This is a genomic window from Periweissella fabalis (assembly GCF_012396505.1).
GTDB classification, from domain to species: domain Bacteria; phylum Bacillota; class Bacilli; order Lactobacillales; family Lactobacillaceae; genus Periweissella; species Periweissella fabalis.
In genome coordinates, this window is sequence record NZ_JAAXPN010000001.1 from 315,837 (window position 1) to 330,211 (window position 14,375).

At 46.0% G+C, this 14,375-nt stretch carries 14 protein-coding genes; 13 read left to right on the forward strand and 1 reads right to left on the reverse strand.

From position 1 onward, the window contains the following. Positions 1–49 precede the first annotated feature (49 nt). A complete protein-coding gene (locus HF964_RS01695) occupies positions 50–547 on the forward strand; it encodes a YbhB/YbcL family Raf kinase inhibitor-like protein (RefSeq protein ID WP_168721313.1) in 498 nt (165 codons plus the stop codon). A 128-nt stretch (positions 548–675) separates the two neighbouring features. Here HF964_RS01695 and HF964_RS01700 read toward each other — a convergent pair whose 3' ends face one another. Further along, positions 676–1,029, reverse strand: coding sequence for a hypothetical protein (locus HF964_RS01700; RefSeq protein ID WP_168721314.1), 354 nt, complete (start codon positions 1,027–1,029; stop codon positions 676–678). Between the two features lie 1,053 nt (positions 1,030–2,082). Between HF964_RS01700 and trpB the strand changes: the two genes are divergently transcribed. The 12 genes from trpB (at position 2,083) to aroC (ending at position 14,078) form a co-directional block, all read left to right on the forward strand. Then, positions 2,083–3,276, forward strand: a complete 1,194-nt coding sequence (gene trpB, locus HF964_RS01705) for a tryptophan synthase subunit beta (protein ID WP_168721315.1) — start codon at positions 2,083–2,085, stop codon at positions 3,274–3,276. After that, entirely contained in the window at positions 3,269–4,294 is a 1,026-nt protein-coding gene (trpD, locus tag HF964_RS01710) for an anthranilate phosphoribosyltransferase (RefSeq protein WP_168721316.1), read from the forward strand. Before trpB ends, trpD begins: the two co-directional genes overlap by 8 nt. Beyond that, positions 4,291–5,088, forward strand: a complete 798-nt coding sequence (gene trpC / locus HF964_RS01715) for an indole-3-glycerol phosphate synthase TrpC (RefSeq protein WP_168721317.1) — start codon at positions 4,291–4,293, stop codon at positions 5,086–5,088. The genes trpD and trpC overlap by 4 nt, the downstream gene beginning before the upstream one ends. A 5-nt stretch (positions 5,089–5,093) precedes the next feature. Then, positions 5,094–5,678 carry a phosphoribosylanthranilate isomerase gene (locus HF964_RS01720; RefSeq protein ID WP_168721318.1) on the forward strand — a complete coding sequence of 195 codons (585 nt, stop codon included), beginning with the start codon at positions 5,094–5,096 and terminating at the stop codon, positions 5,676–5,678. Further along, complete coding sequence (gene trpA / locus HF964_RS01725; protein WP_168721319.1) at positions 5,666–6,442, forward strand: tryptophan synthase subunit alpha; 777 nt, start codon at positions 5,666–5,668, stop codon at positions 6,440–6,442. Before HF964_RS01720 ends, trpA begins: the two co-directional genes overlap by 13 nt. After that, positions 6,429–7,793 (forward strand): anthranilate synthase component I, encoded by a 1,365-nt coding sequence (gene trpE, locus HF964_RS01730; protein WP_168721320.1) that lies wholly within the window; start codon positions 6,429–6,431, stop codon positions 7,791–7,793. Before trpA ends, trpE begins: the two co-directional genes overlap by 14 nt. Continuing rightward, positions 7,790–8,377, forward strand: a complete 588-nt coding sequence (locus HF964_RS01735) for an anthranilate synthase component II (RefSeq protein ID WP_168721321.1) — start codon at positions 7,790–7,792, stop codon at positions 8,375–8,377. Before trpE ends, HF964_RS01735 begins: the two co-directional genes overlap by 4 nt. A 342-nt stretch (positions 8,378–8,719) precedes the next feature. Further along, positions 8,720–10,030: a 3-phosphoshikimate 1-carboxyvinyltransferase gene (aroA, locus tag HF964_RS01740; protein WP_168721322.1), complete on the forward strand. Its 1,311-nt coding sequence runs from the start codon at positions 8,720–8,722 to the stop codon at positions 10,028–10,030. Beyond that, complete coding sequence (locus tag HF964_RS01745; protein WP_168721323.1) at positions 10,023–10,850, forward strand: prephenate dehydrogenase; 828 nt, start codon at positions 10,023–10,025, stop codon at positions 10,848–10,850. Before aroA ends, HF964_RS01745 begins: the two co-directional genes overlap by 8 nt. Further along, on the forward strand, positions 10,847–11,635 hold the full coding sequence (locus tag HF964_RS01750) for a shikimate kinase (protein ID WP_168721324.1): 789 nt from the start codon (positions 10,847–10,849) through the stop codon (positions 11,633–11,635). The genes HF964_RS01745 and HF964_RS01750 overlap by 4 nt, the downstream gene beginning before the upstream one ends. Positions 11,636–11,647: 12 nt before the next feature. Continuing rightward, on the forward strand, positions 11,648–12,871 hold the full coding sequence (locus tag HF964_RS01755; protein WP_168721325.1) for an MFS transporter: 1,224 nt from the start codon (positions 11,648–11,650) through the stop codon (positions 12,869–12,871). Positions 12,872–12,899: 28 nt separating this feature from the next. Then, complete coding sequence (gene aroC, locus HF964_RS01760) at positions 12,900–14,078, forward strand: chorismate synthase (RefSeq protein WP_168721326.1); 1,179 nt, start codon at positions 12,900–12,902, stop codon at positions 14,076–14,078. Positions 14,079–14,375 lie beyond the last annotated feature (297 nt).

Here is a 14,375-nt window from a genome sequence, read left to right on the forward strand (position 1 = left end):
AACGGGTTAGAAATTGGTATTCTAGAATAAATAATAGGAGGATTCTGCAATGAAGATTAAAGCTTATGAGGGCTATTTAGCTGATAAATATGGTAAATATGCAGCCCCAGAATTTACTAATGATGGTGTACCAGTTGTATCATTGCCAATTGAATTAACTGATATTCCTGCTACGACTGTTTCATTGGCACTTATCATGATTGATTATGATGCCATTCCAGTGTGTGGCTTTCCATGGATTCACTGGTCAGCGGCCAATATTGAACCTACCACGGTGATTGCTGAGGACTTTAGTCGAACGGCCACAGGAATTGTTCAAGGGAAAAATAGTTTAATCTCACCATTGGGCGGAGCCACTGATCCAGCGGTGACGGAACACTATGCGGGCCCAACCCCACCTGACAAGGATCATGATTATACTTTGATTGTCTATGCCCTTGATACTAAGTTAGACTTACCACAAGGATTCTACGTTAATGAACTCCGCAAAGCCGTTGTTGGACACACTTTGGCACTTACAACAACTGAGATTCGCTCACGAAGCTAGATAGCACTAACTAAAAAAGAATCGAATAATACAAAAAATAGCCTCCTTGAAAAATTCTTCGAAGAGGCTATTTCACTTGTCGCAAGCGTTTTTGGAGTATTGAGTGACAAATTACTACTAAAGGCTAGTTAGTTTCTATTTTGGTGGGTGTATTTGGTACCTTTGAGCATTGAAGCTACACCTGTGGCATCGGTAACAATAAAGGATTTATGATTTTTAGTAATTTCACCTGTTATTTTAAAATCTTTAAGCTTAATATTAATTTTATTATCTTCAATTGAATAGGTTCCGGTTTGTTTTTTAGTTGAACCATCTGATGTTTCAGTTACGGTATTACCATCAAATTTGAGGATATCGGTAACCCTTGAACCTAAAAAATCAAATTTCCCTTGGTACGTTCCGCTTAATTGTTTTGAACCACAAGCTGCAAGGAAAAATAAGCTTGCAAAAGTCATGATAAGTACTAATATTTTCTTTTTCATTACGACCACCTTTGAGATATAAAATAGATTATAATATAAAATATATACTTTTATTATTTTATTTAAAAACAAAACGCCTTGGACGATTAACTACTTACTTAGCACTGTAATGTGTAGCGTTAGTATTTTGGTAAACTAAATCTGAAAAGCCAGTTTTTAACGATTATTTCGTGGTACACTTAACTACATTATTCATTGAAGAAATAGTTGTAAAATTTATTCAAAATCAATAAAAAATGAGTGAGTTAAATTGTGGACGAAAAAATAAAAAGTTATTAAAGCAAGGCCAATGCGTTGGAAGCGGAACTTAATGAATTAAAAAGTAAAAATAGTAAATAATTATGACAAACTGATTGAAGCCAGATAATTTCATAAAATACGCCCAAAAGACTGAATTGTAAAAATTCGGTCTTTTTTCTAGTTTTATTCGGTATCTGAGAGTCTTTTTCAAACGCCAATTTGTTTAAAAAATATTCGAAATGTAATAGTACACACAGTACAATATCATCAAGATCAAACCCCAGTCAGCAGGGGGTGAAATTGGGTGGATGCCACACCAAAAAAATAAATTTTTCAGCATTTTACCCCCAAGTAATTGCCGTAACCAAAAGCGGTCATAGCAAAGGTTACGGCGGAAAAATAAGTACTTGCAAATGACTTGATTATCGCGTCATTCAAATTTTTTTATTAAAAAGCGTTGACAAGTTATTAAACCATGATTAGAATATGGTTAATTTAAATCGTCCAAATTAAACCGATGAGATGGAGATCAAACCAATTGTGCACGCACAGGGAGTCCGGGGTACTGAGAGCCGGGCCGAACGCAGATTGGCAAATGGACCATTGAGGGTCTGCTGAAAGCTTTGCGAGTAAGTCAGAACGTACGACACGCGTCAGTGGTCAGGCTTGTGTTTGCAAGCTGTGGAGAGTAGTTATCGAAGGGTAACTGAAAACAGGTGGCACCGCGGGAAACCGTCCTGATTTTTGCGTATGCAAATTTCTGGGCGTTTTTTTTGCGTACAAAACACTTTACGAACTCACGAGGATGAACTTATGACAACTAACGATCACCGCTACTTTGGCCAATATGGCGGCCAATTTATTCCTGAATTATTAATGCCGGCTGTTACCGAAGTCGCCGATGCTTTTCACCATTACCAACACGATGCGGCCTTTCAAGCGGAACTCAAGGATTTGTTTATTAACTACGCCAACCGCCCATCATTGCTATATCATGCTAAAAATATGTCCGCTGACCTTGGTGGTGCCCAAATTTATTTAAAGCGCGAAGACTTAAATCACACCGGTGCTCACAAAATTAATAACGTCCTGGGCCAAGCTTTAATTGCTAAAAAAATGGGTAAGACGCGCTTGATTGCTGAAACTGGGGCCGGTCAACACGGGGTTGCCACCGCGACAGCTGCCGCTTTGTTTGATATGGAGTGTGAGATTTTCATGGGTAAAGAAGACACTGACCGCCAAGCCTTAAATGTCTATCGGATGGAAATGCTCGGCGCCAAGGTCAATGCCGTTACCACCGGGACGCAAGTTTTAAAAGATGCTGTTAATGCAACGTTCCAAGATTGGACTAAACGCATTGACGATACCTTTTACGTGCTTGGTTCAGCCGTTGGGCCATACCCATTCCCGGAAATGGTTAAATATTTCCAATCAGTTATTAGTGCCGAAGCCCGTGAGCAATTCTTGTACCAAACGGGCCGCTTACCTGATGCCGTTTTAGCCTGTGTCGGGGGTGGTTCCAACGCGATTGGTTCGTTTGCCAACTTTATCGATGATTCTGAAGTTAAATTAATTGGGGTTGAAGCGGCCGGTAAAGGGGTCGACACTAACCAAACAGCCGCCACAATGACACGCGGGAGTGTTGGTATTTTCCATGGTATGAAATCGCAATTCTTACAATCCAGCGATGGCCAAATTGATCCGGTTTATAGTATTTCAGCCGGCCTTGATTATCCTGGTGTAGGGCCGGAACATGCGTACTTACGCGATCTTGACCGCGCCCAATATGTGCCAATTACCGATGATGAAGCGGTCGCGGCCTTTGATTACATTGCCCAACAAGAAGGGATTATTGCTGCCATTGAGAGTTCGCATGCGATTGCCTATGCGATGAAACTAGCCCCCACGATGCGCCCCGACCAACAAATCATGGTGACCTTAAGTGGTCGTGGTGATAAAGATGTCGCTGCCATTGCCCGTTATAAAGGAGTTGACCTACATGAGTAACATTCAAGATGCTTTAAAAAACCTGTCGTTACGTCAAAATTTAGCCACCGAACAAGCTACTGCGGTCATGAACGAAATTATGTCTGGTCAAGCAAGCGATATTGAAATTGCCGCTTACCTAATGGGCTTAGCGGTTAAAAACGAATCAATTCCTGAAATCGTCGGTTCAGCTCAAGCGATGATTGCCCACAGTGTCAAGATTCCCGCTGAACTAACGGCGATGGATATTGTCGGTACTGGTGGTGATATGGCCAATACGTTTAACATTTCGACAACGGCGAGTTTCATTGTGGCGGCTGCCGGCTTACCCGTCGTTAAACACGGGAACCGCGCGGCGAGTTCTAAATCCGGAACGGCTGATGCGTTGGAAAGTTTGGGGATTAATATCAATTTAGATCCCACGCAAGCAACGCAAGTTTTACAAGCACCCGGTCAAACGTTCTTATTTGCCCGCACGTACCATCCCGCGATGAAATACGTTGCCAATGTCCGCCACAGTCTCGGTTTACGAACGGTCTTTAACGTTTTAGGCCCGTTAACGAATCCGATGCGGCCACAAACGATGTTGATGGGCGTCTATTCCCAACACTTACTCGTACCATTAGCCCATGTCCTTGCCCAACTAGGGGTGCAACAAGCGATTTTAGTGACCGGTCAAGACGGCCTTGATGAAGTGACCTTAACAACCAAAACGGACTTAGCGATTTTACGGGATGGCATTGTGACGACGACCGTCTTTGATCCGGCGGAATATGGCTTTAATTACTGCCAACTTGCTGATTTACGGGGTGGTGAACCCCAAGAAAATGCCGCCATTACAAAGGCGATTTTAGCGGGTGAACTCCCCGGACCTAAGACCGATATCGTAATCTTAAATGCGGCTATGGCCTTATATGCCGCCGCTCAAGTCCCCGATATTCAAACTGGTATTGAGCGGGCCCAAAGCTTACTGGCTAGTGGAGCGGCATTAGCCCAATTAGTGAAGCTCCAAGCCGCGACCACGGAGGTAACCGCATGATTTTAGATGAATTAGTGGCTGCCACGCGCAAAAATTTACAGGAACGCCAAGCCCAAGTGCCATTAGCGGTGTTGCAAGCCCAACTCGCCACGTTACCACCACGGCCACACTTTACGTTGAACGCACAAGCCAGTGACCAACCCATTAAGGTAATTGCGGAAATTAAGCAAGCCTCACCATCCAAAGGCCAAATTGTTGACCCGGCCACATTTGATTACCAACAAATTGCCCGTGATTATACGGCGGCTCACGTTGACATGATTAGTGTCTTGACGGAAGAAGACTACTTCAAAGGTTCTTTAGCTATTTTATCAGCGGTCGCCCAAACGACACAGCTGCCCATTTTACGTAAGGATTTTACGATTGATCCGTACATGCTTTATGAAGCCAAAGTGGCGGGGGCGAGTGCCATTTTATTAATTGTCGCCATTTTAACCGATGCCCAACTCAAAGACTTCCTCGCGTTAGCGCACGAACTTGATTTAGCTGCGCTGGTTGAAGCCCATGATGCAGACGAAATTCAACGGGCGATTACTGCGGGAGCAACGATGATCGGCGTTAACAACCGCAATCTCAAAGATTTCAGCGTTGATTTTAACAACACCCAACGTTTACGAGCTAGCATTCCTACTGATATTGCCGTAATTTCAGAATCGGGTATTCAAACGCGCACTGATGTGGCCCAACTGGAAGCCGCCGGAATTAATGCGATTTTAGTGGGGGAAACATTCATGCGGGCTACGGATAAACCCGCCATGATTGCCAAACTGCGAGGCCAGTATCCAAGGGGGTAGTAAGAATGACGCAAATTAAACTGTGTGGCAATTTTCGCTTGCAAGACGTGGCGTATTTAAATCAAGTCCAACCAGATTTTGATGGCATTATTTTAGCCCCCGGCCATCGCCGCAGTGTCAGCCGCGAATTAGCCCAAATGATGCGGGCCCAGTTAGCGAGCAATATTCCACTCGTCGGGGTATTTGTGAATCAAAGTCTGGCCGAAATTTTAAGCTACCAAGGGATTATTCAATACGCCCAACTCCATGGCCAAGAAGATGAAGCGCTCGTAGCGGCCATCCAAGCCCACGGGTTACCAGTCATCCAAGTAATGACCCCCAAGCAGCAAGTTAGCACGCAAGCCGCGTATCGCTTAGTTGATGCCGGCGCCGGCAGTGGGCAAACTTTTGATTGGCAGCAACTAACGCCTAGTACCACGCCCACCATTTTAGCCGGCGGTTTGAATGCCACAAATCTCGAGCAAGCCATCCACCAAGGCCAACCAGCTGTTGTTGATATTTCATCCGGTAGCGAAATTAACGGGGTTAAAGACCTCGTCCAAATGCAAATTTTAGTCGAAAAAGTGAGGAAACAAGTATGCCATCATTAACTGCCACATTACAAGCCAAAGAAAAATTTATCGCCTTTACAGTTGTCGGTGATCCCGATTTAGACCACACCGTGGAATACGTCGTTGCCATGGCCCAAGCCGGCGCCGACGTCGTAGAACTCGGGATTGCCTTTAGTGACCCAAGTGCGGATGGTCCAACCATTTTAAGTGCGGACCAACGCGCCTTAGATAATGGCATCACGACTGAACAAGTCTTTGCGACAGTCGCCCGTATTCGCCAACAAACCGATGTACCGCTCGTCTTTTTGACCTATACCAATATTGTCTTCAAATACGGCTATGCTGAGTTTCTCGCCCAAATGCAAGCCCACGACGTCCAAGGGCTGATTTTGCCGGACATGCCAATTGAAGAACAAACCGCGTTTTTACCATTAGCGCAACAATATGGCCGTGATTTAATTCAATTAGTGACAAGTAAGTCATACGACCGCTTACCTGCTATTTTGCAAAATGCATCCGGTTTCGTATACGTTGTGTCATCGCTGGGAATTACCGGCACGCGCCAAACGTTGTCCAATGAAGCTAACGAAATTATCGCCCAAATTCGCCAGTACAGTGATATTCCGGTGGGGGTCGGCTTTGGGATTAGTCAAGTCGAACACGCGCGCCAATTTCCAACCGCCAATGCGATTATTGTCGGCTCAGCGATTGTCAAAATCATCGCCGAACATCCATATGATGCCACGCCATACTTAACGCAGTTTATTACCGCGATGAAGGAGGCCCAACATGCGCAAAGTTAAAGTTATTGATGCCGATACGATCACGGTCGTCAGTGCCTATCTTCGGTTACGCGGAGAGCAGACGTTTTTACTTGAATCCAAAGGCAATCAAACGGCGAGTGCCAATTACTCGATGATTGCCCTTGACCCAGTCCACGAATTCCAATCAACTGGTACGGCGGTCTATATCGATGGGCAGCAACAAGCAACCACGGATCCTTTGCAGGCCTTACAAGCTTTAGTCGTCCATCAAACGACACCAATTCCCGGTTTGCCATTTCAAGGCGGGGCGATCGGCTATGTCGGCTTTGATACGATTGCCGTCTATGAAGATTTAGGTCCGCAACCAGTTAATGACTTGGGGATGCCGGATACGCATTTGTTCATTTATGAAACGTTTATTGTGTTTGACCACCAAGCACAAACGATTACGATTGTCGCTGATGATGTATACTCTGGCCGAACCGATTTAAGCACCGTGATTGCCACAATCGAAGCCAAACTCCACCAAGCCAACCCAGCGGAAACCCAACCGGTGCAACTCCATGAATTAATTCCCCAGTCCAATCTAACCATGAGCGAATTTACCGCGATTGTTGACCAAACTAAAGCGCTAATTACGGCCGGGGATATGTTTCAAATGGTGCCATCACAACGCTTTGAAGTTGAGTTTGTTGATCAACCGTTTGATTTTTATCGCCAACTACGGCGGTCAAATCCGTCACCGTATATGTATTTTCTGGAATACGGGGATTATCAAATTATTGGAGCCTCACCAGAAAGTCTCGTGACCGTCCGTGGGGATGTCGTTACCACTAATCCGATTGCTGGGACCCGTAAACGTAGTGCTGATCCCGTCCATGACCAAGCAATGGCGCATGAATTGCAAACCGATGAAAAGGAACTCGCCGAACACCGGATGTTAGTTGATTTGGGCCGGAATGATTTGGGGAAAATCAGTGAATATGGCTCAGTGCACGTCACACGGTTACTCGAATTGGAAAAATACCGGTTCGTAATGCACCTTGTGTCCGAAGTCCAAGGGCAGCTTAAAGCCGGCACCCCAGCGATTGCCGCCTTAAAAGCCACATTACCAGCCGGGACTGTTTCAGGAGCACCCAAAGTCCGCGCCTTACAACGCATCTATGAAATGGAACCAGTTAAGCGCGGCGTCTATGCTGGTGCGGTCGGCTATTTATCTCAAGATAACCAAATGGATTTTGCGATTGCGATTCGCACAATGATTGTTAAAGATGGTAAAGGCTATGGCCAAGCCGGAGCCGGGATAGTGTATGATTCAATGCCGGCTAATGAATATCAAGAAACTCGCAATAAAGCGCGGGGGCTATTAAATGTGGGAGGCTTAGGATGATTTTACTCGTTGATAATTACGATTCATTTACGTACAATTTGGCGCAAATTATTGGCCAACAAACGCCAGTCACGGTATTACGCAATGATGATCCTCAGCTTGTTGCCACTGCGCAAGCGGCCGCTGGAATTGTGTTTTCACCCGGTCCTGGCACCCCCGACCAAGCCGGCCAAATGGAAGCATTAATTCAACAATTTGCGACTACCAAGCCGATGTTGGGGATTTGCCTTGGGCACCAAGCGATGGCGGAAGTCTTTGGTGGACAGGTTATCCAAGCCCCAACCATTCGCCACGGCAAAGTCTCAACGATGCAAGCCCAAGCCAGTGCACTGTTTCCCAATGGGGGTGCGATTGAAGTTATGCGCTATCATTCGTTGATTGTTGATCCTAAGCATCTGCCAGCTGATTTTACGGTCACCGGGATTGCCAGTGATGATGGTGAAATTATGGCGATGGCCCACCAAACATTGCCAATCTATGGGTTGCAGTTCCATCCTGAATCAATTGGCACACCAACTGGAAGTCAAATGATTAGTAATTTCATCGCACTGACGGCCCCCAAAAAGGTACTTACTAAAAATTAATAGTTGACACCAGAGATTAACTTAGATATTATGAGAGCACGATTAAATTATTAAAAAGAGGAATGTATTATGCAAATTAATAAAACTCAATTTAATAACTCATATTACTTCTATTTCTAATCTCATGATTGCATGTGCAGGGCACGTCAATCATGACGTGCCCGAAATAGAAGCAACTTCTATTGCAACGAATCGGGCGTAACTTTTAAGCGCTCGGTCTGGAATAGGGATAATCGGCTAATATTGATTTTTCTTAAACGAACCGACGCTAAAACTAGCGGCCGGTTCGTTTTTTTTATACCAAAAATCACTATTTTTTCCGATGAAGACAGGAGGATGACGATGAATACATTCAAAACACCAAGCTTAGCCGGCACAATCAAACCGGCCAATGATAAAAGCATGACCCACCGCGCGTTAATTTTAGCCGCCCTTGCGACGGGGGAAACAATTATTGTCAATCCATTACGTGCGGCGGATACGACCCAAACGATGCATGCCTTGCAAATGTTAGGCGTGCCAATTACTATCGATGCCCAACACCATTGCATTAAAGTCCAAGGAATTGGCCGTGCCGGGATTAAAGCCTACGTCGAAGCTTTAGCAACGCCGCTGCATTTTGACTTTGGTAATTCGGGCACGACAACGCGCTTAATGATTGGCTTACTCGCCGGCTTGAACGTGCCAGCTACCATTGCCGGAGATGCCAGTTTACAACGGCGCCCAATGGATCGCATTGTTGATCGCTTAACGCAGGCGGGCGCCCAAATTACGATGACAAGGGGGCATTTGCCACTGACAATCCACCGTGGGATTACCAATGGCTTAATTGATGAACGGCTTCAAGTTGGTTCAGCCCAAGTCAAAACCGCATTATTGCTCGCCGGCTTAGGTGCCAATGTGCCGGTCACGATTGTCGATGATTTCCAGACCCGTGATCATACCGAAATTATGTTGGCTACGTTTGGCGCACCAATTACAGTCACCGATACTACAATCAAGTTACCCGCCCATACTCAGCTGACCGGGCAAGTAATCGCTATTCCAGGTGACATTTCATCAGCGGCCTTTTGGTTGGTGGCTGGGGCAGTGATCGCTGAAAGTACCGTGACCCTCGCCGATGTCGGTATCAATCCAACTCGGACTGGGATTTTAGCAGTGCTTGAGCGCATGCACGCCGATATTAAGTTAAGGGGGCGCCACCAAGTTAATGGTGAACCGGTGGCGGATATCACCGTTCAGCCGACTGCCAACTTGCAAGCAACTAGCATCACTAAAGCCGAAATTCCACAGCTCGTTGACGAATTGCCAATCATTGCCTTACTCGCCACCCAAGCCCAGGGGACCACTGAGATTAGTGGGGCCCAGGAATTACGCTTCAAAGAAAGTGACCGCTTAGCTACCGTTGGCCAGGTGTTAACGCAATTTGGCGCTAATATTCAAGTCAACGATGATGGCTTTACGATAACTGGACCAACACGACTACATGTCCCAGAAGTACCCGTTGATGACTTTGGTGATCACCGCATTACGATGCTCATTATTATTGCCCAATTAATGACTGGTGCGCGCTTAGAGACCCGTGCAACCACCAACGTCAATGTCTCATACCCAAACTTTATCCGTGATTTGGAGGAATTATTACATGTCTAAAACAAAGATTGCCATTGTCGGTCTTGGCGTGATGGGGGCGGCTGTCGCCCGTCAACTTAAAGTCGGTCGCGAGATTGAAATTACCGGGATTGATACCGACCAAGCAACATTAACCCAAGCCCACACCGATGGCATTATCGATCACACCAGTTTGACCTTGACGACGGTCATTGATACCCCGTTTGATTTAATTATTTTAGCAACGCCACCGCACATTATTTTGGAACAAATCCACGCCTTAGCTGCTTTTAAAGTCACCACATTGATTATGGATCTTGGTTCATTGAAAACCGAGATTATGGCAGCCGGGCAGGCCTTACCACACTTTGTCGGTGGCCATCCAATGGTCGGCACTGATCACGCTGGTTATGCATGGCATCGGGCGGTTTCCTACAGTGAAAAGCCCTTTTTCTTGAGTGGCAATCCCGCTGATATCGCGACAGTTACACGGCTATTAGCCCCATTGGAAGCTAATTTTAAAACCGTAACACCTAGTGACCATGATGCGCGCGTGACATATACGAGTGATCTACCGCATATCTTAGCCGATGCATTAGTCTTAACAGCAATGGAATTAGGGGATTTGGCCGATGTGAAGCCCTTTATCGGTGGTGGTTTTCGTGATACCACCCGGATTGCCCAAGCAAATCCGCGGATGTGGGCCGACATTTATCAAGCGAATGCGCCAGCCATCCAAGATGCCATTACCGTCTTAAAAGCCAAATTAACTCAACTTGAAACTTTAACCCACGAACCAGATGCCACTGAATTAATTACGTTACTTGAAACTATCAAAACCTTTAGGGAGGACTTATCATGAAAATTATCCTTGTCGGATTTATGGGCGTTGGTAAAACGACGATTGGCCAACAGCTCGCCACCCAAATGGATGAACCATTTATTGACTTAGATGCCCGGATTGCCGAACATATTGGCCAAACGACTGCTGAATTTTTTAACCACGCCGGGGAAGCTCGTTTTCGGGCCGTCGAATTTACTTTGTTAGCCGAAGTGCTCGACCAAGATGCCTTTATTCTTAGTACGGGCGGTGGGGTGCTTGAACAAGCCGAATCACAAGCCTTAATTCAAAATAGTGATGCACATGTTATTTGGCTTGATAGTACATTCGCTAATAATGTCAGTCGGTTACTCGGGACGGATGCGGCGGACCGGCCATTATTGTTGAATAATAATATCGTGGCGCTTGAGGCATTATGGCACCACCGCCAAACGGCTTTTGCGGCCGTCGCGAACGAACATATTGTGACGGATTTTAAAACACCCGCCCAAATTAGTGCCGAAATTACTACTAAAATCCAGCAAGATTCCGTTTTAGCCTTTGAACGCAGCCAAATTGATGCTTTAGACAACGAAATCCTCCAAGCCTTAACCGCCCGGATGGCCGTGGTCAATCGGATTGGCGAAATCAAAGCCCAACACAAGCTGCCAATTGTGCAAAACGGCCGCATGACCACCGCCAAAGCTGATATTATGACCCGCTTTGGCCCGACGTTACCCGCTAAGCTCATCACCGAATACTTACAGTTAGTGACGCGCACGGCCATTGAACATCAGCAAAACATGCCCCAGTTTGGCATGCGTTAAGGAGGGGATTACATGGCCAAACTTATCGATCATACCAAAGCTAATCCGTCCCGGCTGTTAATTCAAATTGCCATCTACCTCGGCTACTTTGTCCAAGGATTTACGCTCATCATCTTGGCCCAAACTGTTAGTCAACTAACCGGCTTATGGCACGCATCCTTAGCTAGTGCCACGACAGTCGTTTCCGCCATTGGGTTTGGGAAGTTAGTCGCATACCCAATTTTGGGTGAACTTGCCGACCGGGTAAACCGCAAGAAATTACTCATCGTCGCGTTACTGGCGTACTTAACATTCTTTAGCTTATTGCCACTTACCCATACCGTCTGGCTCGCCTTTTGCTTAACTGGGTTAGCAGGGGTCGCCAATGCAACACTAGATTCAATTGCCTACCCAACGTTACTAGCGATTAATCATGGGAAATCAAACGGGAATGTCTTTATCAAAGCAATGATTTCACTCGGGGAAGCGATTTTACCCGTCCTCTTAGTAGTGTTATTACATCGCCAACTATGGTTTGGCTGGGCCTTTTGGACAGCCGCGGGTGTGTTAATTATCACGTTACTAATTGCATTAACAATCGATAGTCGGGTGCTAGCAACTTTAACGATTGCGCCTAAAAAACCAGCCCAAACCATGACCACGAAACATTGGCACTGGGATCTCTTGAATATCTTGTTCATGGTGTACGGCTTTACGGCGATGTGGTTAATGATTCACTTTACCCAGTGGGTGACGCGTTACTTTAAGACGCTTGAAGGATTCTCCGTTGCCCATTCGCAATTACTCTTGAGTGTCTACAGTATTGGTTCGCTGACGGGCGTGGGGATTATCTTTGTGATCACCCAACGTGTATGGCTACAGGAAGCGACGTTATTGTTAATTACCGCAGTTAGCGCTTTAGTCGGTTTAAGCCTCGTCTTGGTTAGTCACACGATGGCTTTAGCCGGAACGGGCAGCTTCATCTTTGGCGCCGCTGCGGCTGGTGGAGCACTGCAATTAGGCTTAAGTCAATTCATTGCCCACAATCCGGAATTTGCTGGCCGGGTGACCGGGTGGTACTTCTTTTGTGGCGGGATTGCGATTCTGGTGATGCCGGCTTTGACCGGAGCCTTTGCCGCCACGCACTTAGCACTTGTGATGCGCAACTTAGTTGTTGTCGCCCTGATTAATGTCGCGATTGTCGTGATTAACTTCCGCCATCAACGGCAACATGGTCACGAAGGTTTAGCAAATTAAAATTTAAAATTGAAATGAGGAAAAGTATATGCAATACATGACTGCCGGTGAAAGCCACGGCCCCGAAGAAGTTGCGATTATTGAAGGAATTCCGGCTGGTTTAGCCATTAGTAGTGCCGATATTAATCAGGAATTAGCCCGTCGCCAACATGGCTACGGCCGTGGTGAACGCCAAAAAATTGAAACCGATACGGTCAGCATTTTAACGGGTGTTCGCCATCAAGTTACTTTGGGTTCGCCAATTACCTTAAATGTCCATAACGATGATCATAATAATTGGGCTGCGATTATGGCCCCGGATGAACCAGCCACGCCCGAAAATTCGGTCCGTAAAGTAATGCGCCCCCGGCCTGGCCATGCCGATTTAGTTGGGGGGATTAAATACCGTCATCAAGCTGATTTACGTAATGTCTTGGAACGCTCATCGGCCCGTGAAACCGTGATGCGGGTAGCGGTTGGAGCGGTGGCCAAGAAGTTACTCGCCGAAATTGGCGTCGATGTCCATGGCTTTGTGCAACAACTTGGCCCCGTTAAAAATGCGGCAGATGCCTTAACTAGCTTCCAAGATTTAGCGGCTGTACGGGCCATGAGTGAAAGCTTACCAACTAGGGCATTAAGTGCAGAAGTTGATCAACAAATGCAAGCCGTGATTGATGAAACTAAACGTCAGCGCGATACGGTTGGCGGGATGGTGCAAGTCATTGCGACGGGGATGCCCGCGGGCCTTGGTTCATACGTTAGTGCCGATACAAAGTTAGATGCGAAGATTGCGCGGGCCATTGTGGGCATTAATGCGTTTAAAGCCGTTGATTTTGGCGCCGCGTTTGATCATGTCCAACTCTTTGGTAGTGAAGTGATGGATGAAATTTTATGGAGTGAAGCACAAGGCTTTTACCGAGCGACTGACAATATGGGGGGCTTTGAAGGCGGGATGACGACCGGGGAAATGATTATTGTCCGCGGTGTCGTTAAGCCAATTCCAACGCTCTACCAACCAATGCGTTCCGTAGATATCGATAACCACACGGAGCATAAAGCCAGCATTGAACGTTCTGATACAACGGCGGTTACAGCTGCGGCAGTCATTGCTGAACACATGGTCGCAATTGAATTGGCCAAAGCGGTGTTAGACAAATTTGATAGCGATAATATTGAGCGCTTGAAAGAACAAGTTACAATATACCGGCAAGAAGTTCAAGCGTTTTAAACACCGCTGCCATACAAATTCATAATCTGCACTATTTAGTAAGCAGAATGGCTTGTTGGAGGAATTGGGAGTGATAAAAAATAAATAACAACAAAAACTACTAGCTTAAATTGATTATAAGCTAGTAGTTTTTGTTTATAAATTATACAAATTGAACTAGTACACACCATACAATATCTCGAAAGTCAAAACCAAGCCAACATGGGGTGAATTGGGGTTCAATAATGTCATGAAATCACAGTCTGGCATCGACACACTATGAATGCCGTCCTTGTGCGTGATGGGATTGCAAAAAAG